18 protein-coding genes are annotated in these 21,448 nt (G+C 53.3%); 7 read left to right on the forward strand and 11 right to left on the reverse strand.

Features of this window, described 5'->3' with window-relative positions; all coding sequences use genetic code 11:
* Positions 1-8: 8 nt before the first annotated feature.
* The 8 genes from TH468_RS13605 to TH468_RS13645 form a co-directional block, all read right to left on the reverse strand.
* Entirely contained in the window at positions 9-1,277 is a 1,269-nt protein-coding gene (locus TH468_RS13605) for a glycosyltransferase family 4 protein (RefSeq protein ID WP_085644968.1), read from the reverse strand.
* Between the two features lie 21 nt (positions 1,278-1,298).
* Positions 1,299-2,501 (reverse strand): glycosyltransferase family protein, encoded by a 1,203-nt coding sequence (locus TH468_RS13610; RefSeq protein ID WP_007089940.1) that lies wholly within the window; start codon positions 2,499-2,501, stop codon positions 1,299-1,301.
* Between the two features lie 126 nt (positions 2,502-2,627).
* Positions 2,628-4,208, reverse strand: coding sequence for an MBL fold metallo-hydrolase (locus TH468_RS13615; RefSeq protein WP_085645302.1), 1,581 nt, complete (start codon positions 4,206-4,208; stop codon positions 2,628-2,630).
* 76 nt (positions 4,209-4,284) lie between these two features.
* Positions 4,285-5,589, reverse strand: a complete 1,305-nt coding sequence (glp, locus tag TH468_RS13620) for a gephyrin-like molybdotransferase Glp (RefSeq protein WP_085644970.1) — start codon at positions 5,587-5,589, stop codon at positions 4,285-4,287.
* A gap of 63 nt (positions 5,590-5,652) precedes the next feature.
* On the reverse strand, positions 5,653-7,422 hold the full coding sequence (locus TH468_RS13625; protein WP_246832331.1) for an iron ABC transporter permease: 1,770 nt from the start codon (positions 7,420-7,422) through the stop codon (positions 5,653-5,655).
* 12 nt (positions 7,423-7,434) lie between these two features.
* Positions 7,435-8,457, reverse strand: a complete 1,023-nt coding sequence (locus TH468_RS13630) for a Fe(3+) ABC transporter substrate-binding protein (protein WP_139834718.1) — start codon at positions 8,455-8,457, stop codon at positions 7,435-7,437.
* Positions 8,458-8,684: 227 nt separating this feature from the next.
* A complete protein-coding gene (locus TH468_RS13640) occupies positions 8,685-9,701 on the reverse strand; it encodes a Fe(3+) ABC transporter substrate-binding protein (RefSeq protein ID WP_139834719.1) in 1,017 nt (338 codons plus the stop codon).
* A gap of 159 nt (positions 9,702-9,860) precedes the next feature.
* Positions 9,861-10,694 carry a 3'-5' exonuclease gene (locus tag TH468_RS13645; protein ID WP_085644974.1) on the reverse strand — a complete coding sequence of 278 codons (834 nt, stop codon included), beginning with the start codon at positions 10,692-10,694 and terminating at the stop codon, positions 9,861-9,863.
* 385 nt (positions 10,695-11,079) lie between these two features.
* Between TH468_RS13645 and TH468_RS13655 the strand changes: the two genes are divergently transcribed.
* Entirely contained in the window at positions 11,080-12,084 is a 1,005-nt protein-coding gene (locus TH468_RS13655; RefSeq protein WP_246832332.1) for an ABC transporter substrate-binding protein, read from the forward strand.
* A 135-nt stretch (positions 12,085-12,219) separates the two neighbouring features.
* Here the strand turns inward: TH468_RS13655 and TH468_RS13660 are convergent, their stop codons facing one another.
* Positions 12,220-12,714 (reverse strand): MarR family winged helix-turn-helix transcriptional regulator, encoded by a 495-nt coding sequence (locus TH468_RS13660; RefSeq protein WP_085644978.1) that lies wholly within the window; start codon positions 12,712-12,714, stop codon positions 12,220-12,222.
* Between the two features lie 239 nt (positions 12,715-12,953).
* Here TH468_RS13660 and proV point away from each other — a divergent pair, with 239 nt between their 5' ends.
* From proV to TH468_RS13690, 6 genes are all read left to right on the forward strand, one after another.
* Positions 12,954-14,159 (forward strand): glycine betaine/L-proline ABC transporter ATP-binding protein ProV, encoded by a 1,206-nt coding sequence (gene proV, locus TH468_RS13665; protein ID WP_007089950.1) that lies wholly within the window; start codon positions 12,954-12,956, stop codon positions 14,157-14,159.
* On the forward strand, positions 14,152-15,246 hold the full coding sequence (gene proW, locus TH468_RS13670) for a glycine betaine/L-proline ABC transporter permease ProW (RefSeq protein ID WP_085644980.1): 1,095 nt from the start codon (positions 14,152-14,154) through the stop codon (positions 15,244-15,246). Before proV ends, proW begins: the two co-directional genes overlap by 8 nt.
* 63 nt (positions 15,247-15,309) lie before the next feature.
* Positions 15,310-16,326 (forward strand): glycine betaine/L-proline ABC transporter substrate-binding protein ProX, encoded by a 1,017-nt coding sequence (proX, locus tag TH468_RS13675; protein WP_085644982.1) that lies wholly within the window; start codon positions 15,310-15,312, stop codon positions 16,324-16,326.
* A gap of 205 nt (positions 16,327-16,531) precedes the next feature.
* Positions 16,532-17,398: a proline/glycine betaine ABC transporter permease gene (locus TH468_RS13680; RefSeq protein WP_085644984.1), complete on the forward strand. Its 867-nt coding sequence runs from the start codon at positions 16,532-16,534 to the stop codon at positions 17,396-17,398.
* Positions 17,395-18,414, forward strand: coding sequence for a glycine betaine/L-proline ABC transporter ATP-binding protein (locus TH468_RS13685; protein WP_085644986.1), 1,020 nt, complete (start codon positions 17,395-17,397; stop codon positions 18,412-18,414). The genes TH468_RS13680 and TH468_RS13685 overlap by 4 nt, the downstream gene beginning before the upstream one ends.
* A gap of 158 nt (positions 18,415-18,572) precedes the next feature.
* Positions 18,573-19,646 (forward strand): HD-GYP domain-containing protein, encoded by a 1,074-nt coding sequence (locus tag TH468_RS13690; RefSeq protein ID WP_085644988.1) that lies wholly within the window; start codon positions 18,573-18,575, stop codon positions 19,644-19,646.
* On the opposite strand, the gene rfbC is transcribed toward TH468_RS13690, so the two are convergent.
* Positions 19,622-20,245, reverse strand: coding sequence for a dTDP-4-dehydrorhamnose 3,5-epimerase (rfbC, locus tag TH468_RS13695; protein WP_085644990.1), 624 nt, complete (start codon positions 20,243-20,245; stop codon positions 19,622-19,624). The genes TH468_RS13690 and rfbC overlap by 25 nt on opposite strands.
* Before the next feature lie 12 nt (positions 20,246-20,257).
* Positions 20,258-21,343: a hypothetical protein gene (locus TH468_RS13700; RefSeq protein ID WP_246832333.1), complete on the reverse strand. Its 1,086-nt coding sequence runs from the start codon at positions 21,341-21,343 to the stop codon at positions 20,258-20,260.
* Positions 21,344-21,448: the final 105 nt, after the last annotated feature.

Consider the following 21,448-nt stretch of genomic DNA (forward strand, 5'->3'; position numbering starts at 1 on the left):
GCCGTCCCCTACTCCGCTGCCGGTTGTTCCATGGCAGTCCCAACTACCGGTGCATCAACACCAAAGCGATGTGCCAGTTCCTTCATGCCGGTATAAAATGAGAAATCCCGTCGAACGATTTCGTTGCCCTTGTGCCCCATCTGATCGCGCAACGCCGGATCGACAATCAGGTCCGCCATTGCCAAGGACAATGATTTGGGATCACGTTCGGGAACAAGTTTGCCGTTAAGGCCATCGGTAATCAGTTCCGGAATGGCGGAAATTGCCGTTGAAACCGCAGCCAGACCGCAAAGCTGTGCTTCCATCAGGACGTTTGGTAATCCGTCACGATCACCGTCCTGTTCCACCCGGCTTGCCAGAACGAACAGATCGGCGGACTGACAGGCCGCAATCACTTCTTTCTGGTCACGCGGCCCCTGCCAGTCACAATGATCGGAAATTCCAAGATCGGTCGCGAGCGATTTGTATTTATCGCCATTGCCACCACCAATATGAACAAACCGCCAATGCAGATCCTTGGGTAAATCAGCAAGTGCACGCAGAAGATCGTCATAACCCTTTTTCCCGACCAGCCGACCAACCGACAGAATCGTTACCGGATGATCAGGATCCCGGCCGTCACGGGGCATCCGGTCCGGCAAATCTTCGGGGAAACGGGAAAAATCAAGGCCGTGATAAAGCAAATTCACTTTGGCCGGTTCATCGGCAAGCTTTTGCAGATGATCGACATTGGCCTTCGTGCAGGTCACCAGCCAATCCATATCGGCCAGCTTTTCACGCATGTCCCAATCTTCGCTGGTGTAGATATCCTTGGCATGCGCCGAACAACACCATGGAAGACCGCGAACTATCGCGGCATATCGCGCAACCGATGCCGGGGTGTGCAGGAAATGCGCATAGATGCGTGTGATATCGTTCGGCAGCTCCGACGCCATTACCAATGCCTGGGCGAAACGACGGGCACGGTTCGGCGTGCGATCCCGACGATAGTCCTGCCACCAGATGTTTCTGGCACGACGATATCCCGGCATTTTGCGCGCCTTTAACCAGCCGCGAAACACGCGCATCGGTTCCTGATAAACATATTCTGGCAGGTAATCGATTTCAGCCATGATCCGTTCGTGAATCGGATGGCGTTTTTTATCGGTCGGATGACGCAGGGATACAATGCGATAAGGAATACCTGCCTGCTGAATACCGAGTATTTCCTGGGCAATAAAGGTTTCCGACAATCGTGGATATCCTTTCACCACGATTGCAAGCTTGTCGCATGTCATCTGTTGTTATCCCGGAAAATCTTACTCGGCAGCAAGCTGCGGCGGCAGCCAGCGTTCAACCTGATCGCCAACACTATCAAGGCCGCCCATCAGGTTTGGCACGGTCACATGCGACGGCTTTGGCTGATCAATCAGACTGCGAAGGGCCTCGGCCATTTGCATCGGCGGACGACCACCGTCCTCGGTCAGCATCTTGACCAGACCAAGCTTTTCGGCCGCCGACGCACGAACATATTGTTCAAGCCGCGGAACGGTTCGCGGCACAATGATTGCGGGTTTGTCAAAAGACAGAATTTCGCAGAAGGTATTGTATCCGCCCATCGCGATCACGCCAGCGGACCGATCCATCAACATTTCAACATTGGCATCAAAGGTGATGACCGAGAGTTTATCGATCTTTTCGGCGCGTTCCATGAACGCCTGCTGATCATTTGGTGCCATGAACGGGCCCAGCACAACAAGCGACGGAACCGGAATGTCAGGATCGGCTTCATAGGCACTGATCACCCAATCGACCAGATTAACCCCATCACCACCGCCACCGGTGGTGACAAGGTAATAGGGTTCCTCAAGACCAAGCGCGCCATGTTCCGGGGTTGGTTTGCGGGTGGCTGTGCGCGGCAGATAGCCGGTATAGGTCATTTTTTCTTCGACACCCGGTGGCAAATCAATACCTTCAAGCGGATTGCAGATGTCCTTGAGGCCATAGACCCAGATTTCGTCGTAAAGATCGGCAAGGGCCGGAACGCATTTTTTGCGGTCCCATTCTTCGCGCAGATTAACCGGGTCATCCATCACATCGCGCAAGCCCATGACAAGGCGCGTACGGCGATGGCGAAGCATTTGAAGTGTCGATTCAACTTCGCCACGCAAACCAAGCGGTTCCTTGTCGACGATGAACAGATCAGGGTTAAATACGTCGGCGGTATGCTGAATGATGGATTCACGCATCGCCAAGGTCTGATCGACATCAATGTTCAGATTAAGTGACGTGTATTCACCATTCGAGAGCTTGATCACGCCCGGAATGCGCACAAAGTCGACTCGTGAACGGAATTCGAAACTGCCAATGATCGGCGATCCAGAAAGGATCAGCACAGATACATCGTCCCGACGCGAAACAAGCGCATGCGCAATGGTTCGGCAGCGGCGCAGATGGCCCAAGCCGAATGTATCGTGGCTATAGATCAGAACACGATAGCCGGTATTCCCCACGATCGACATATATCCGCCCGCTCTCGTAGTGTCCTTCGATACCTTCTCAACCTGATATAAGGTGACACGATATCGCCCGTTGGCAAGTATTTCCGTATTTTACGGTATTTAAAACCTGCCATCGGGCTATTGCTCTCATGCCGATGCGATATCTTGCAAGACTTTTTCGAGCAGGGCCTCGCGTTTTTCGTTGCTGTCGAGTGCGCGAAGTTTTTCCGAAAGCTCTGTAACACTATGGGCATAGCGGTTATGCCAGTCGTCCCGGGACATTTCGCCAGCCGACAGACGCGGTTTGAATTCGGCCTGTTTTGCCTGCCCGCGTTTGAGCATAACGGTGTCATCAAGCATCGGAAGGGCGATTTTGCTTTCTTCGATACCGGCATTAATCATCGCCTGCTGCAAACCGGCACGTGCGCCATCTTCACCATGGGTCAGGAAAATACGCCGCGATACCGGCATACGTTCTTTTGTCCAGCGCAGAAGCATGTCCTGATCGGCATGACCGGAATAGATATCAAGCGTTCTGATCCGGGCACGGACATCAATCTCGTCACCGTGAATGCGGACATGTTTTTCCCCGCCCTGCAACACGCGACCGAGCGAGCCCGCAGCCTGGAAACCAACCATCAGAACCGTGGATTCCGGCCGCCAAAGATTGTTTTTCAAATGATAACGAATACGCCCGGCATCGCACATGCCGCTTGCAGATAAAATGATTGCCCCGCTTTTGACCCGCGCCAGTTGCATGCTTGCTTCGACATCCGGTACCATATGGAAATTCGGATGCGCCAAGGCACGCGCATCCTCATGAGAAAGATGTTTTGCAAACACCTCGGTCGCGCGCTGTGCGAGCGGACTATCGACAAAAACATCCGCCTTGGGCAGCTTTCCACGGTTAAACAGGGCTGCCAGATCGACCAGCAATTCCTGCGTTCGAGCAACAGCAAAGCTTGGTATGACAAGGTTGCCGCCAGCCTGAATGGCAGCGCGAACTTCCACGGCAAGCATTTCACGACGTTCGGCGTCGCCGACTTCAGGTCGGTTACGATCACCATAGGTCGATTCAACAAACAGATAATCGATGTTTTTCGGGCCTTCGGGGGCATCGTTAAACACCGCCTCTCCCGTGCCGATATCACCTGAAAACAGCAACCGCAAGGTGCGCGGTTCGCCGTCCGGTGCCTCGTCATCCACTTCGACCTCGATCGAGGCCGATCCCAAAAGATGCCCTGCATCCCAGTAGCGTGCCCGCAAACCTGGTAAAACTTCGCGCCATTCATGATAGTCGACAGGCTGCAAACGTTTGAGGGTCTTTTCCGCGTCTTCGCGGGTATAGATCGGGGTGACTTCCGGGCGGCCACGCCGAACATTGCGGCGATTAAGACGTTCGACCTCGGTTTCCTGAATATAGCCGGAATCAGGCAGCATGTAGGTCAGAAGATCGCAGGTGGGTTCGGTCGCGTAGATCGGCCCGTTAAAACCGGACTTCACCAGTTTGGGAAGCAACCCGGAATGATCAATATGCGCATGGGTCAGAAGCACGCCACGAATATCCGCAGCCTTGAACGGGAAAGCTCCATAGTTCAGTTCGCGAACCGTCTTACTGCCCTGAAACATGCCGCAATCGACAATGATATCGCCACCGTCGGTACGCAGCAGATAACACGAACCGGTAACGCCACCCGCAGCCCCGCAAAAAGTAACTGATACAGTCATCTGCTTTCCACCCTTAATCCGTTGTTTGTTATACATCAGCGAAAAAAGGCAGCAAATCCATGATCTGGATCAGTTTTTAAAACGCCTGCAAACCACCGAAGGGCAAATAAAGCACGCCATCACCCTTTTTAACCTGTCCGCAATCCTCGACGATTTCAATAAGGCCTTCTGCCCACACCATCGAGGATAACATACCGGAACTTGCCGAATGATAAGGCATGGCAAGCCATTGACCATCATCATCCTGCACAAGACGGGCGCGCAACCATTCACGGCGCCCGGTACCTCGCCTGAAATCAAATCCGGCGATTGCGGGCAATCGCACGGGGGCACAAACCTGATCAGCAGCCCCCATCATATGCAAAAGCAATGGCACGGCATAAAGCAGGCCTGACACCATCACCGAAACAGGATTGCCAGGCAAACCAATAACCACACAATCCCCGATACGGCCTCGCATCAAGGGCTTTCCGGGTTTGATTGCCAGTTTCCACGCCTGAATTTCGCCAAGGCTATCCACGACAGGTTTAAGCAGATCGGCCTTGCCAACCGAAACCCCACCCGACGTCATGATGACATCATGGGTTTGAGCAGCATCCTTCAAGGCCGTTTTCAGGACGTCGAAATCATCAGCCAGAAGACCGACATCGGTTACCCTGCACCCGCAAGCGCGCAGCATACCGATCATGGCAAACCGGTTGGAATCGTAAACGCCACCGGCTGGAAGTGGATCGCCCGGCTTTGCCAGTTCATCCCCGGTCGAGAAAACGGCAACTGATAATGGTCTGGAAACCGGCAGGGACTGATACCCCTGCCCGGCCGCCACTGCGATATCCTGTGGGCGTAGACGTTTACCGGCTGGCAGGACAACCATACCGGCTGCAACATCTTCACCGCGCCGACGGATATGTTGATGCAGACGGGTTTTGGCGATCACGTCCTGCGGGATGGTCAAAAGCGTTTCATCGGCATTGGCCGCGATATTTTCCTGAATGATGATGCAATCCGCACCATCAGGAATGGAGGCCCCTGTCGCAATGCGGATTGCCTGCCCGCGCGGGATTTCTCTGGCAAAAGGATGACCTGCCAGTGATACGCCGCCCACAATGATTTGTGCATCCGACGCCCCGACAAATTCCTGCAAATCGGCATGACAAAATGCATATCCGTCCATCGCCGAATTATCAGCAGACGGAATATCGACCCTGGCAACGATATCCTTGCGCAGGATTGCGCCATAACAATCAGAAAGTGGTGCCTCAATCACCGGGGCGCGAACAGCCACGTCGTTAAACGCAATACGCAGTGCATCTTCCAACCGGGTCAGGCCCGGTTGATGGCAAAGGTCGGTCTTGGCAGGATTTTTTTGCGACGTGGTCATCGGCAGCCTGTCGAATTTATCGGGATCATATAGCAGCGATAGTGGTCCGCCGGAACAGGAACGTCAATGGGGCGAAGATGCACTGCCATGCCCGGGGCGGGACCGAGAAATTGCACGGCTGAGCATAACCACCGGCACGACGCCGACAATGACGATGGTCAAGGCACCAAGGGCTGCCTGCTCAATCATTTCGTCCTTGGCGAACTGATAGACATGCGTTGCCAGCGTTTCAAAATTGAACGGCCGCAGGATCAGTGTCGCCGGAAGTTCTTTCATCGCATCAACAAAGACCAGAACCGCGGCGGCAAGAATACCGCCACGCACCATCGGGAAATGAATACGTTTCAACGTGCCCCACGGGCTTTCCCCCAATGTCCGGGCGGCGTCATCCATACTTGGCCGGACCTTGCCAAGGGCGGCCTCGATCGAACCATAAGAAACAGCCATAAACCGCACGGCATAGGCAAACACGATGGCAAAGACCGTACCGCTTAGAAGCAGACCGGTTGAAATCCCGAATGTTTCGCGCATCACGGCGTCAACAGCATTATCAAACCTTGCGAATGGAATCAGAACCCCGATTGCAAGAACTGCCCCCGGCACGGCATAGCCAACCGACGCCATGCGGATACAGAACCGCAAAAGCGGCTGCGGGAAAAGCCGCAGGGCATATCCCAGAAACACAGCACATCCGACCGCAACAAAGGTCGCAAGACCAGCAACCAGAAGGCTGTTGCCCGCATATTCAAAGAAGTCCGATGTCCAGCTTTGGTCAAAATAGCCAACGGAGTAATAGATCAGCACCAGCGACGGGATCACGAAACCCAGCACAATCGGCAGAACACAAACCGCCAGTGCAAAGAACTTGGCGACCGGGCCAAGCTCGTAGCCCGGTAATTCCTGAAAACGATTGGTTGTGTCGTGGAAGCGCTGGCGACGACGCGAATAGCGTTCGGCCACGATCAGGAGCATCACAACCGCAAGCATGGTCAGCGCAATCTGCGCCGCCCCACCGGCATTTCCCATACCAAGCCAGACATTGAAGATACCGGCGGTCAGGGTATGAACCGCAAAGAAATCGATGGTACCGAAATCATTCAGCGTTTCCATCAACGCAATGACCACCCCAACCACGATGGCAGGCCGCGCCAATGGCAAGGCAACGGTCACAAACGAATTCCACGCCGAACGCCCAAGAACGCGCGCAGCTTCAAGGACACAGACCGATTGCGCCAAAAAGGCAGCCCGGGCCAGCATGTAAACATAAGGATACAGCGTCAGGCTGAGCACCAGAATTGCCCCCCCCTTGGTCCGGATATCAGGAAACCAGTAATCACGCGCTGTTTGCCAGCCGAAAATCTCGCGTAGAAGGCGCTGCAACGGACCGGCATATTCCAGAAGATCGGTGTACACATAGGCAACAATGTAGGCCGGAACGGCCATCGGAAGCAGCATCGCCCATTCAAAGAACCGTTTGCCCGGCAGACGGCACATCGTTACGACCCATGCCGCCGACACACCGATCAATGTTACACCAACACCGACGCCCAGCATCAGAATGCCGGTATTTTTAAGGTATCGGGGCAACATGGTTGATGCCAGATGCGGCCAGATATTTTCGGTAGGGAACAGAGCCAGATAGACAACCGCAATCAACGGCGTCGCCACAAGAAGCGCTATAATGAACGCCCCGGCCAACCAAAGACCTGATTGGCCGCGCGGCAACCACCGCATCGAGGTTCCAAGCGACTGTTCGCGCAACGGATCAAGCGTTTCGGTCACAGCCGACGACCGGATATCGCGATCATCTTTGGTCTGACAGGAATTGTTCACGCGAAGAATGCCCTATTCGTTAAAGCCGACTTCGTCGATCAGACGAATGGCGGCGCCACGATTGTTGGCAACTTCGTTAAGCGGCAGCGTGTCGGATTTGAAAGTTCCCCAGGAACGGACCATTTCCGACCATGCCACCCCCGGCTTGACCGGGTATTCAAAATTGACGTCAGCATACATATGCTGTGCTTCGTCCCCCGATAGGAATTCGACCAGCTTGATCGCATTTTCCTTGTTCGGTGCATTCTTGATCAGCGCAACGCCCGAAATATTCACATGCGTACCGCGGTCACCCTGATTGGGGAAAACAATCCGGACATCCTTGGCGGCATCGGCTTTGTTCGGATCATCAAGCATCTTGCCGTAATAATAGGAATTGCCGATTGCCAGATCACAAACACCCTGCGATACGGCCTCGATCTGGTCGATATCGGCCCCTTGCGGTTTGCGAGCAAGATTGTCTTTCAGTCCCTGAAGCCAGGTTTTTGTGTATTCCTCGCCATGATGGGCAATCATCGAGGCCACCAGTGCGATATTGTAAACATGCATTCCAGAACGGACACAAATGCGTCCCTTCCATTCCGGATCGGCAAGTTCTTCGTATGTCGAAATGGCGTCGGGCTTCACACGATCAAGCGACGTATAAAGAACACGTGCACGAGTGGTCAGACCGACCCACAGATGGTCATGATCACGGAATTGTTCGGGGATATTGGCATCGATCACATCGCTTTGAAGCGGTGTTGCGATATCGGCATCAACAGCATCCTGGATGCGCCCGATATCAACCGTCAGCAAAAGATCGGCCGGACTGTTGCGGCCTTCATGTTTGATACGCTCGACCAGACCGCTTTGCGAAAACAGCGTATTGACCCGGATGCCGGTTTCCTGAGTGAATTGTTTGAACATCGGTTCAATCAGGAAAGGCTGGCGAAGCGAATATACATTCACCTCCTCGGCAGCATTCGCTTGAAATGCCGTCAATCCGACCACCGCGCCCATAATGCCAAAGACCTTGTTGCGCAGTGAAGTCATCTTGAATCTCCTGAAATGGTCGCAAAGCGATGGGGCAAGTAAGAATGATTTGTACTCGCTGTCGGGGAAATTAAAGGGCTGCTACCCTGTTTTGCAAGAGCCAATAGAACATAACCGCCTTGTCCATGTCGGTTTGCGCCGCGAAATTGCCGGGTTTACAGACATAAAAAAAGGGACGGTAATGGTTACCGCCCCTTTCCGGAATGATTCGAAAAACGAAAATTCGTTTATTCGTTGTATCCCACTTCATCGATCATGCGTACGGCATCCGCACGCAGACGCGCAATTTCAGACAACGGCAGCTCATCAGCCTTGAACGTGCCCCACGACTTCACATAGTCGGACCATTCAACACCCGGCTTGACCGGATATTCGTAATTCACTTCGGCATAGATTTTCTGTGCCTCGTCACCCGAAAGGAATTCCATCAACTTGACGGCGTTTTCCTTGTTCGGGGCACCTTTGATCAGGGTCATGCCGGAAATGTTCATCGACATGCCGCGGTCATTCTGATTGGGGAAGATAATATTTACCGATTCCGCCCATGTGCGCTGTTCCGGATCATCAAGCATCTTGCCGTAGTAATAGGTATTGGCAATCGCGACATCGCATTCGCCTTCCTTGATCGCCTTGACCTGACCGCGGTCATTGCCCTGTGGCTTGCGTGCAAGGTTTGCTTTCAACCCTTCGAGCCATGTTTTGGCTTCTTCTGTGCCGTGATGCGCAATCATCGAAGAAACCAGCGCGATATTGTAATCATGCGTACCAGAACGGGTACAAACGCGGCCCTTCCATTTCGGATCGGCAAGATCTTCGTATGTGGCAATTTCGCCCTCGGTCACACGGTCTTTCGATGCATAAAGAGCGCGACCACGCTGGGTCAGCGCGAACCACTGATCGTTTTCATCGCGCAAGTGGGCCGGAATATTTGCTTCCAGAACATCACTATTGACGGCGTCGGTGACACCGGCATCGACGGCTTCCTTGATGCGGCTGATATCGACGGTCATCAGGACATCCGCCGGGCTGTTTGCACCTTCCTGCTTGATCCGCTCAACCAGACCTTTTTCCGCGAAGATCACATTGACCTTAACTCCGGTTTCCTTGGTGAAGCTCTCGAACAGGGGCTCAACAAGGAAAGGCTGGCGCAGGGAGTAGACATTCACTTCCTGTGCTGAGGCGGCCGAAGCCGTAACGGCGGCAGCACCCAACACCGTGCCACAGATGATTCTCCTGATATCCATCGAAACGTTTCCCTTGAAATCTTTTCACCACGACATGCGTTTGCAAGTCACTTGCAACCAGATACCAGCACTAATCGCAAATGATTCGCAATTCAATACAGATCACACAAAACGATCCCGTCGGTGTGAAATGTTTCACTTTACCGAAACCGGGATATCTTAAAGCAGATTGAATGATCCGGCGCTTGAAGCCCGCCAGGCGTCGAGGAATTCCTGATAAGCCGGGATATCCCCTGCCCGTTCCTCAAGCCATGCTACGGTCAGATTGATGGCGTGATTATAACCGTCATGGTCGCTTAATCCCGTGTGAAGAACGTAGCGCAGATAAAGAAGATAGGTGTTGAGAACATCAGTTTCGCAATATCGACGAATGCCTTCAATCTCGCCATTGTCATACATGTCCGAAACTTTACTACCATCAACGCCAGTCTTGCCCGGAAGATCAAGAGCGGCGCAGACCTCGTTCATTTTGGTTCTTGCGGATGCACCATAGTCGGAAAGAACTTCGGCAAGGTCGCAATGCCAGTTTGGCGCATAACGCGACGTATAATTTTCCCACTTGTTGGCGGATTGGTGCAACCACCGCGCACTCACCCCATGCTTCATCGCGCGATATTTCAAAACCGGCAGATCGAACCCGCGACCATTGAAACTGACAAGCCTAGGATAAAGTTTACCGCAATAGGCAAAGAAACCGTTCACAAGGTCCTTTTCCTCGCTGGTCAGATCACCACCGGAACGCAGTTCTTCGATCTCGTAAGTTTCAAGATTTCCGTCGCGCTGGATCGTGGCGCGCAGGAAACTGATCGCGACAACCTTGTGAAACGGCTGGCGCGGGAAACCGTTTCGACCATCGGTGATATCTAGATGATATTTTTCGAGCATCACGCGGCCTGTTGCCGGATCAGGTGCGGTTTCACCGGTCAATTGTGGCAGAACATCGATATCGGGAACGGTTTCGATATCAAAAACAAACAGACTGTCATGCGTCATGGTGCCCCCCGGCGAAAATGCGTTTGGCGCAGCATAAACATGCCACAGGAAAGTTTCACGAACTTCCGGTCAAAATTCCACCCCCGCAATCGTAAATACACTGACATCTCCTGACATCGTTGTCAGGAGGAGGGTTTTAGACTGCAACCCATCATGGCTCATCACAAGTCCGGCAAATGTCGGCAAGCAGGGTTGCGTCATCTTTGGACCCGAGGTTAAACTTTGATCTACCTGTATCAGGGGCAAAGTCCAGTCAGGGGACCAAATGAACAACCACTGGTGACATGACGGCATCCAACCGTCGGACATTGCATTTGATGCGCTTCCGGACCGTAGAAGATAATCAAAGGGAAAAATGATGAACATCCTGCCTACCGGAGCCGCAATGCTTATGGCCGCTGGCCTTGCATTTTCCAGTTTCACAAGCGCACAGGCACAGGATGCCAGTTGCGAGATTGATCGCCCGGTGATGTTCGCCGGGCTGAATTATGACAGCGCGCTTTTCCACAATGCTGTCGCGCGCTTTATCATTGAAAAGGGTTATGGCTGCCAGACCGACGCCCTGCCCGGCGATGTGATTCCGCTTTTGACCGGTGCGGGCAAAGGTGACATTGATGTCGTCATGGAGATCTGGCGCGATAACGTCGCCGATGCCTGGAAAAAGGCAGAAGCCGATGGCAATGTTACCCAGATCGGGGTGAATTTCGATGATGCCGTCGAAGGCTGGTTCGTGCCGCGTTATGTGATCGAAGGCGATAAGGAACGTGGGATCGAGCCGATGGCACCCGATCTGAAGTCGGTCGATGATCTGCCCAAATACGCCAAACTGTTCGAAGACGCCGAAGAACCGTACAAAGGCCGCTTTTACAATTGCCCGGCGGGCTGGGTTTGCGAAAAGGTCAATTCGGCGAAACTCGTGGCCTATGGCCTTGATGACAGCTTCACCAATTTCCGCCCGGGCACCGGTGCAGCGCTTTCTGCGGCAATCGCCTCTGCGCACAAGCGTGGCGAGCCAGCACTTTATTACTATTGGGGGCCGACATGGGTGATGGGTCTTTATGACAGTTATCGCCTTGAAGAACCGGCCTATGATCAGTCGATTTTCGACAAGCTGAAAACAGATCCAAATCCCAAAAAAGCCACGGCCTATCCCGAAAGCACGGTTACGGTCGGGGTTAATACGGAATTCATGAAATCAGCGCCCAAACTGATCGAATTCCTGACGCATTATGAAACCAGCAACGCCATGGTTTCGGAAATGCTGGCCTATATGCAGGAAAACGAAGAAAAACCCGAAGATGCAGCACTTTATTTCCTGAAAGAAAAGCCGGACGTTTGGAAAGCCTGGGTGCCGGAGAAAGTGGCAGAGCGGGTTGAGGCAGCGCTTTAAAAACAGGTAGCAACCTGATCGCAATACGGTCTTGCAAATATTGATCGCGGGGCAGATTTCGATCTGCCCCTTTTTGCTGCGCCTTCAAAATTGGTTAGGGGTGGAAACAATCGAGGCAATCCGGATTGCCCTATTCTAGTCCACGGAAAACCGGTCGCATCCGGTCGGCGGCCTAGGATCAACTTCTTCGCTATCCATCAGCCGGGCAACATGCTGCAATGAGGTCAGAATTCGGCTGCGTTCATTCATATCAAGCATTTCATAGCGCTGCATGAATTCACCGTCCATCAGCGGTGGCGTATCGCTCAGTACGGCATGTCCCTTGTCGGTAAGGCGACTATTGACCACCCTTTTGTCATCCGCATTGCGGGCCCGCTCGATAAAACCGCGATCTTCAAGCCGGTTCAGGATCGTCGTAACGGTTGCCTGACTAAGCGACACATGCCGCGAGATTTCCTTGATGGTTACCGCACCGAGTTCCTCAATCGCCAGAAGCACGACAAGCTGCGGAACAGTAAGACCACAAACCTTCATCACATGTTTTGAATGCAGATCGGTTGCACGAATGATCTGCCGCAGCGCGACCAGAACATCGAGAAACTCTCTTCTTTTCTGCTGATCCTTGATCATACGCACCGTTCTCCCTGTCATGTTATCGGGCCAACTTAGCGTCATTATAATTTGACATCAAATGTTTTGATCTGTAACTATCAAAACACAGAATGTGACGAAATTGGGGGAGCAGGCGCGATCCGGCGCAAAGATCACACCTGTCTCGACATGACATTTTCAATGGATGGCATCGCGTGGTTTCCGGAACCCGGGATCGACGACGCTTGTTGTCCGACAACAACAAATGACAAGGGCCAATGACCGATAAAATCGTTGTGAAGGACCTTTATAAAGTCTTTGGCGACCGTCCTGATCAGGCAATGCAGATGATCAATGACGGGATCGACAAAGCCGAAATTTTTGACAAAACCGGACAAACCGTCGGGGTTTGCGGCGCCAGCTTCACCGTCCGCCAGGGCGAAATTTTCGTTGTGATGGGGCTTTCGGGGTCTGGAAAATCGACACTTGTTCGCCTGCTGAACCGTTTGATCGAGCCGACGTCGGGCCAGGTTCTTTATGACGGCACCGACATTGCCGCCATGAATGACGAGGAATTGCGCGAATTACGCCGCAGGGACATGTCCATGGTATTCCAGTCCTTTGCACTGATGCCCCATATGAGCGTCGTCGAAAATGCAGCATTTGGCCTTGAATTGGCGGGTGTTGCCGAAAACGAACGCCATGAGCGCGCCCTGAATGCGCTTGATCAGGTCGGACTGAAAGCACAGGCTAATTCATACCCCGATGAACTTTCGGGTGGCATGCAGCAGCGCGTCGGCCTTGCCCGCGCCCTTGCCAACGACCCATCCGTTATGTTGATGGACGAAGCATTTTCCGCCCTTGATCCGCTGATCCGTACCGAAATGCAGGACGAACTTCTAACCCTGCAACGTGAACACAAGCGCACCATCATCTTCATCTCGCACGATCTGGATGAAGCGATGCGCATCGGTGACCGTATCGCGATCATGGAGGGCGGCATTGTCGTTCAGGTCGGAACGCCTGAGGAAATCCTCAACAATCCGGCCAATGACTATGTCAAATCGTTCTTCCGTGGTGTTGATGTCTCAACAATTCTTACGGCCAAGGATATCGTCGTCAAACGTCAGGTTACCGTGATCGAACGCGAAGGTGTCGGCCTTAAAACAGCCCTTAACCGCCTGCGTAACGAAGACCGCGAATATGGCTATATCGTTGGTGACAAGCTTGATTTCCACGGGATCATTTCCGTCGACAGCGTCGATCAGGCGATCAAATCCGGTGCCGACAAACTTTCAGCAGCTTTCCTGCCTGATATCGAAGCAGTTTCCCATGACACCCAGCTTTCCGACCTCATCGGAACCGTGGCGCATACGCCGTGCGGCGTGCCGGTAGTCAATGAAAACGGCAAATATCTTGGCGTAATCAACAGAGCCAATCTTTTGGCGACTCTCGACCGCGAAGGAGATGGCGCAAATGGCTGATAACAGCAATCCGTGGGGTGCTGCCACCGATACCGGCGCAGCAAAAGACGCAACCACATCGGGGGCTGCCGATGCGGCCCAGAGTGGTGCCTCCAACCCGTGGGGCAGCGGCGCTTCTGATACGGCAGGCGACTGGCTTTCCAATGCCACCCCTGCCCCGGAACATCATTTTGATATCCTTCATCCGTTTCAGGATGCGGTCATTCCGCTTGATATCTGGGTAAATCACGGACTGGAATGGGTTGTAGATAACTTCCGCAGCGTCTTTCAGGCGATCCGCTGGCCGATTGATGCGGTCCTATCGGGTGTCGAAACCGGGTTGCAGGCAACACCAGCCATCGTTGTCATTCTTATCCTGTCATTGATTGCATGGCAGTTGGCCGGTCGTCGCCTTGCGATTGGGACTTTGATTTCGATGATTGCCGTTGGTCTGATCGGTGCCTGGTCAGAAGCCATGGTGACATTGTCACTGGTTATCACATCGGTTCTGTTCTGCGTGGTTCTGGGCCTGCCGACCGGTATCTGGCTGGCGCGCAATGAACGGGCAGCAAATACGGCACGCCCCGTCCTTGACGCAATGCAGACAACACCTGCGTTTGTTTACCTTGTGCCTATCGTGATGCTGTTTGGTATTGGCAACGTTCCGGGCGTGGTTGTGACCATCATCTTTGCCCTGCCGCCACTGATCCGCCTGACCATTCTGGGTATCCGTCAGGTGCCCGGCGATCTGGTCGAAGCGGCTCGTTCCTTTGGCGCCAGTCCGAAACAGCTTCTGTTTCGCGTTCAGCTCCCGCTTGCCATGCCGACAATCATGGCAGGTGTGAACCAGACCCTGATGCTCGCCCTTTCGATGGTGGTGATCGCCTCGATGATCGCTGTTGGCGGCCTTGGTCAGATGGTTTTGCGCGGCATTGGTCGCCTTGACATGGGCCTTGCCACAGTTGGCGGTGTCGGGATTGTCCTTCTGGCCATCGTGCTTGACCGCATGACGCAGGCGCTTGGTCAGGATAGCCGCAGCAAGGGCACCCGCCACTGGTACGAAAGCGGCCCGGCCGCAGCTATCCGTTCCCTTATGGGCAAAAAATAACCGGCACGCCGGTTTGAAAACAAGGGCAGAAAACTGCTCCAATCAACCAACAAGGAGAAGCTAATGACGATCCTGAAGAAACTTTCCACCGGTGCAGCCATTGCTGTGACCAGCTCGTTTCTGATCAGCGGCACTGCTTTTGCCGACAACATGAAACCGGGCGAAGGCGTTGAAGTTCAGCCGCTTAAAAGCTCGATCGCCGAAGAAACATTCCAGACCGTTCTGGTGAACAAGGCGCTTGAAGAACTTGGCTATGACGTCCAGGACATCCAGGAAATCGAATATGCTGCTGGTCATGTTGCCATTGGTAATGGCGACGCAACTTTCATGGCCGATCACTGGAACCCGCTACATGCCGATTTCTACAAAGCAGCCGGTGGCGATGAGAAAATCTATCGCGAAGGCGTTTATTCGCCGGGTGCGTTGCAGGGTTATCTGATCGACAAGAAAACCGCTGATGAACACAACATCACCAATATCAGCCAGTTGTCCGATCCGGAAATCGCCAAGATTTTTGACAATAATGGTGACGGCAAAGCCGACCTTGCCGGTTGCAACCCGGGCTGGGGCTGCGAAGGTGTGATCGAACATCATCTTGATGCCTATGACCTGCGAGACACGGTGGCCCACAATCAGGGTTCCTATTCGGCGATCATCGCCGATACCATCACCCGTTACAAAGCCGGTGAACCGATCCTGTATTACACTTGGACCCCGTATTGGGTTTCGGGCGTTCTGGTACCGGGCAAAGACGTGACCTGGTTGCAGGTTCCGTTCTCGTCGCTTCCGGGTGAAAACAAGGATGCCGACACCGCCCTTCCGGACGGTTCAAACTATGGCTTCCAGGTGAACAACCAGCAGATCATCGCCAACAAGGCATGGGCCGAAGAAAACCCGGCTGCGGCAAAACTGTTTGCGATCATGGAACTGTCAGCCAATGACATCTCGGCCCAGAACCTTCGCATGCGCGACGGCGAAAAATCAGCCGAAGATATCGACCGTCATGCCGATGCCTGGATCAAGGCAAATCAGGCGAAGTTTGACGGCTGGCTTGAAGAAGCACGTAAAGCTGCGATGTAATCGCGTTAAGGCTTTTAAGCTTTGACGTCTTTGACGTGTAAAGCAGCCCGCCCGAATGGGGCGGGCTGCTTTATTATCAGTTCCTGACGCAAAAAACTGTCAGGAGATGTCAGTCCCTCAAGCAATTAATCGTGCGCAGGCTGGATCATATTGCTAGGCTCCTACGTTCATTGGTTTTCTGAACACAACCGGCCGGACGCGCACGATGTTTCCAGAACAATTGAATGTGCCCTTGGGCAAATGGGTTAATCGCTTTGTCGACTGGCTGGTGGTGAATTATGGCGATGCGTTTGAAGCGTTTGCCGACAGCCTACTGACAATTCTGGTCTGGCTTGAACAAATCCTGCGCGGAACGCCGTGGTGGATCGTGGTGATCGCGGTTGCGATCATCGGATTTCATGCCAGCCGCAACTGGAAAATTGCTGCAGGACTGGCAATTGCCATGGTTACCATCGGATCGCTAGGGCTTTGGGACAAGGCGATGCAGACCCTTGCCCTGATGATCGTGGCAACGTCACTTTCGGTGATCATCGGCGTTCCGGTCGGTATTGCGATGGCGATGTCAAACCGGCTACGCGCCGTAATGCTGCCGATCCTTGATACCATGCAGACCATGCCAAGCTTTGTGTATCTGATCCCGGCTTTGATGCTGTTTGGTCTGGGCAAAGTTCCGGCAATTTTGGCGACCGTGATTTATGCCGCCCCACCGGTAATCCGCCTGACCGATCTTGGTATCAGACTGGTTGATCCCGAAGTGCTTGAAGCATCCCGTTCATTCGGGGCCAGCCGCAAACAGATCCTGTGGAAAGTACAGCTTCCGCTTGCCCTGCCAAACATCATGGCCGGGATCAATCAGACGACAATGATGTCGATCTCGATGGTGGTGATTGCTTCCATGATCGGTGCGCGCGGCCTTGGTGAACAGGTATTGATGGGCATCCAGCGCCTTGATGTTGGTGCCGGTATGGAAGCCGGCATTGCGATTGTGCTTCTGGCGGTGGTGTTTGACCGGATCGGTCAGGCTTATGGCAAGCGATCACATCGCAGCCACAAGGCGGAGGGAAAATCATGAGCTATATTGAAATCCGCAATATTTTCAAAATCTTCGGCCCGGATCCGCAAACAGCACTTAAACTGGCACAAGACGGCGCCGACAAGGATGAAATCCTTGCCAAGACCGGCCATACGGTCGGCTTGCATGATGTATCACTCTCTGTCGAACGGGGCGAAACATTTGTCGTTATGGGGCTTTCGGGTTCGGGGAAATCAACACTGATCCGGCATCTGAACCGCCTGATTGATCCGACATCAGGCGAAGTCCTTTTTGACGGCACCGATATCCTTGCCATGAGCATCAATGAATTGAATGCATTTCGGCGCAAAAGGCTTGGCATGGTGTTTCAGCGCTTCGGGCTTTTGCCCCACCGCAGTGTGATCGACAATGTCGGCTATGGTTTGGAAATTCAGGGGATTGATCGCAAACCACGCGAAAATGCGGCTCGCAACTGGATAGAACGGGTCGGCCTTGCCGGATACGAAGATAAATTCCCCGATCAGCTTTCAGGCGGCATGCAGCAGCGCGTGGGCCTTGCCCGTGCTTTAACGACCGACCCCGAAGTCCTTCTGATGGACGAGGCATTTTCAGCCCTTGATCCCCTTATCCGCAATGACATGCAGGATGAGTTGATGAAGCTTCAGGGCGAGCTTCATAAAACCATCGTGTTCATTACCCATGATCTGGACGAGGCACTTGAGCTGGGCGACCGGATTGCGATCCTGAAGGATGGCAAACTCATTCAGGTCGGTCGACCCGAAGAAATCATCATGCAGCCCGCTGATGCGTATGTACGTGCCTTCACCCGCGATGTGAACAGATCACGGGTACTGCGTGCCCGTACCTTGATGCAGCCCGTTGCAAATGGCTGCGACGTCAATGCGGGCTGGCCCAGGATTGCCGGGAACATGCGCCTTGAAGATATCCTGCCCGTCGCACTGGCGACCGAGGGATCAATGGCCGTGATTAACGACAGGCAAGAAACGGTCGGCATCTTAAGCAAACAACAGGTGATTGCAGCACTGGCCGCATAATTTTTTGATTAGAGGCTTCTAATTGCTTGATAAAATTCTTATATTCATACGAATACAAGCGATAATATCGGGCAGGAATTCAGTCTCATGGCACTTCGTTGACCACCGGAACCCAAAACATATTGCATGTCGTGTGCGAAAGCGACCGCACGGCTTTGATGCCGGTATCCCTACTTGGTTTTGACATTCGGATCTCGTCCATTGCTGATAAAATTCCGCTGGACGCGCAAACCATCGTTCTGGATATCGATCTTGCGAAGGCCGATAATATCACCAAGCTGACAGCGTTTCGCAAAACGGCTCCTGCCCGCTGCAAACAGATTTTCGCGATTACAAAAGGTAACCTGCAGGAAGAATTGCAGGCGACTACACTTGGGGCGCGAAAGACAATCCACAAACCGTTAAACGATGTCGGCCTGGCAAGAATTATCGAAGACATTCGCGAGGCGGAGGGCATATTTACCCCGACCGCGACCAAAGCAATAAACGCGGCGGCAAAGACACTTGAAAACACCTTTGCCCAGTTCGGTGCAAACAGGCCTGTCGATCTGCAGGAAGTTGCCGCAACCGGCGAAGAAGTTGCAAAAACCATCGGCGATGTTGGGATAAATGAATGGCTTTCGACCGTTAGGGCCTATCACCAGACAACGTTCCAGCACATCCTGATCGTAACCGGTCTTGCCTGCTCGTTTGCAACAGCAATGGGAATGCGGCGTAGCGATATAGAAAAGCTGACCATCGCCGGATTGCTGCATGATATCGGCAAGGTCGATATCCCGGCTGCAATCCTTGATAAGCCGGGAAAATTAACCCCCGAAGAGTTTGACGTCATCCGTACCCATCCCTTGGCGGGTTACCAGTTCCTTTCCCGGCAAGGCGGCATTGACGAAGACGTTCTGGATGCCATCCTGCATCATCATGAATTCCTAAACGGCACTGGCTACCCTGATGGCCTTTCAGGTGACCAAATTAGCGATCTGACCCGTATTCTGACCGTTTGCGATATCATGGGCGCACTGCTTGAACGTCGATCCTACAAACAACCTTTCAGCGTCACAGAATCTTTATCCATCCTTTTGCAAATGGCCAACGACGGAAAAGTGGAAAAGGTCTTGGTGCACGCCCTAGGCAGGACGCTTGAAAAGAACGTCAACGCAATCAACAATAAAATCCCGGACGAAAGCCTGATTGCGCTGGCCCCGCTATATCAATCACCCGTCGACGCGCGATAACGCCCGATATCCCCGGCAAGAGCATGATGCGCTGCCGCCGCACGCGCAACATCAACTGAAAACAGTTCGATCAATGCGGGCTGCGCTCTGTCTTTTTCCGATAGTACGGGCTGCTGACCAAATAATTCCCAATCGATCTGAAGATCAGGGTCATTCCACGCGATCCCACGGTCATTTTCAGGGCTGTAATAATCCGACACCTTGTAAATCACGGTTGTGTCGGGCCGCATGGTACGGAACCCATGGGCAAACCCCGGCGGTATCCATAGCTGATACCAGTTTTCCGCCGACAGTTTGATCTTGATGTGCTGCCCGAAAGTCGGTGAATGCGGTCGGATATCAACGGCGATATCCATGATCTCCCCCGTTGTCACCCGGACCAGCTTACCCTGAACATGGGGTTCAGATTGGTAATGCAAACCACGAATGGTGTTGACCGGTTTACTGATGGACTGGTTTTCCTGCACCAGTGTTACGTCGCCAATCGCGGCACGAAATTCATCTTCGCGGAAGGTTTCGGCAAATGTTCCACGCGGGTCACGATGACGGTTGGGGACAAAAAGCACCGGCCCGTCTATGTCAAAACGATCAAATTCCATAGCCTTATCCTTTTACTTCCTGATGGAAACGGGAAAACGCACCAACTGTCGCGGCACCCGCCACTTGCCCTTATAGGGTTTGGGGATCAGCCGCACGAAGACGAGGCTGGCCTCGTCATCGACGGTACTAAAAAGCCGGTCGTGACTGTCTTCGTCAATCATCGTGGCATAGGCGGCAAACGGGTCCCTTGGCCCGGCATCCGGGTCCAGATCCTCATCCAGAAGGAACTGCGGACCCGACCAGTTTTTCATATCTGCTGACGTCGAATAAAAGATGCCGTGACGATCTGTACCGTCCTTGTTGCGCTGCCGGTGCTGATAGATCGCAATAAAGTTATTGGTGCCTTCGTGTCGTACCAGCCCCCGGATCGACGTAATGCCTTTTGGGCCAACGCGGGCGCAATCAGTCTGTTTGACTTGCCATCCGCTATCAGTCAGACGGGCAGCATCAATGAAATCCTTGCCATCCCAAACCTGCCAGCTTGACGGATCATTGGCAGGCGCGCGGACCAGACAATTGCGCGAATTCTTCCATTCCTCTTCCCGTCGCCAGACAATGGCATAAAGATAATTCTGCCAATTGATGATGTTGGTCACGGTTACATAGCTTGGTGCACGTTTGCGATCATCACGATAAGGTTCCGGCGGCGGGAATGGCGCGTGATGGGGTGGTTTTCCCAGATAATCAAATGTCTTGCCACCATCGGTCGATTTCAGGGTAACCAGTCCGTTGATCCAGCAATCAATACGTTTTGTACGTCCCTTGCAGGGCATTTCATGCCGATATGGCATGAAGCTGGCGCTGCCGAGCGCATAAACATTTTTGCCATCATTGGTGTAAATGGCGTGAATCCAGGTGCGGTCATCAAGAAGATCGGGTTGCGCTTTGCCCGCCGCCATGAACCGGCTGTCGCAATCGGGTTTCAGGCTATCGAAACCATACCCGACAAATGCCCGGTTCTGAAAATTCGGCGCGAACAGGATCATGCGCCCCCTGTCATCGCGAAAGGCACGTGCCGGTGCATCGGGTAGATGATGTGAATCACAGCCCGCAACGTCACTGTCGAAAATGACTTTTTCCGGCCCTGTGACGGACAATTCCAGCGCCGAGGAATTCGGAGATGTAAAAGCAAGTATGCCGCCCCCCGACAACACAGTTGCGATCAGTACTGCCGCGTAGCGGAAATGCGATCTGATTAACAC

Source organism: Thalassospira sp. MCCC 1A03138 (genome assembly GCF_002115785.1).
GTDB lineage: Bacteria > Pseudomonadota > Alphaproteobacteria > Rhodospirillales > Thalassospiraceae > Thalassospira.

Excerpts from the sequence above, each read along its gene's own strand:
- TH468_RS13605 (WP_085644968.1), bottom strand. The coding sequence starts at position 1,277 with ATGACATGCGACAAGCTTGCAATCGTGGTGAAAGGATATCCACGATTG.
- TH468_RS13610 (WP_007089940.1), bottom strand. The coding sequence starts at position 2,501 with ATGTCGATCGTGGGGAATACCGGCTATCGTGTTCTGATCTATAGCCAC.
- TH468_RS13615 (WP_085645302.1), bottom strand. The coding sequence starts at position 4,208 with ATGACTGTATCAGTTACTTTTTGCGGGGCTGCGGGTGGCGTTACCGGT.
- glp (WP_085644970.1), bottom strand. The coding sequence starts at position 5,589 with ATGACCACGTCGCAAAAAAATCCTGCCAAGACCGACCTTTGCCATCAA.
- TH468_RS13630 (WP_139834718.1), bottom strand. The coding sequence starts at position 8,457 with ATGACTTCACTGCGCAACAAGGTCTTTGGCATTATGGGCGCGGTGGTC.
- TH468_RS13640 (WP_139834719.1), bottom strand. The coding sequence starts at position 9,701 with ATGGATATCAGGAGAATCATCTGTGGCACGGTGTTGGGTGCTGCCGCC.
- TH468_RS13645 (WP_085644974.1), bottom strand. The coding sequence starts at position 10,694 with ATGACGCATGACAGTCTGTTTGTTTTTGATATCGAAACCGTTCCCGAT.
- TH468_RS13655 (WP_246832332.1), top strand. The coding sequence starts at position 11,080 with ATGCTTATGGCCGCTGGCCTTGCATTTTCCAGTTTCACAAGCGCACAG.
- TH468_RS13660 (WP_085644978.1), bottom strand. The coding sequence starts at position 12,714 with ATGATCAAGGATCAGCAGAAAAGAAGAGAGTTTCTCGATGTTCTGGTC.
- proV (WP_007089950.1), top strand. The coding sequence starts at position 12,954 with ATGACCGATAAAATCGTTGTGAAGGACCTTTATAAAGTCTTTGGCGAC.
- proW (WP_085644980.1), top strand. The coding sequence starts at position 14,152 with ATGGCTGATAACAGCAATCCGTGGGGTGCTGCCACCGATACCGGCGCA.
- proX (WP_085644982.1), top strand. The coding sequence starts at position 15,310 with ATGACGATCCTGAAGAAACTTTCCACCGGTGCAGCCATTGCTGTGACC.
- TH468_RS13680 (WP_085644984.1), top strand. The coding sequence starts at position 16,532 with ATGTTTCCAGAACAATTGAATGTGCCCTTGGGCAAATGGGTTAATCGC.
- TH468_RS13685 (WP_085644986.1), top strand. The coding sequence starts at position 17,395 with ATGAGCTATATTGAAATCCGCAATATTTTCAAAATCTTCGGCCCGGAT.
- TH468_RS13690 (WP_085644988.1), top strand. The coding sequence starts at position 18,573 with ATGCCGGTATCCCTACTTGGTTTTGACATTCGGATCTCGTCCATTGCT.
- rfbC (WP_085644990.1), bottom strand. The coding sequence starts at position 20,245 with ATGGAATTTGATCGTTTTGACATAGACGGGCCGGTGCTTTTTGTCCCC.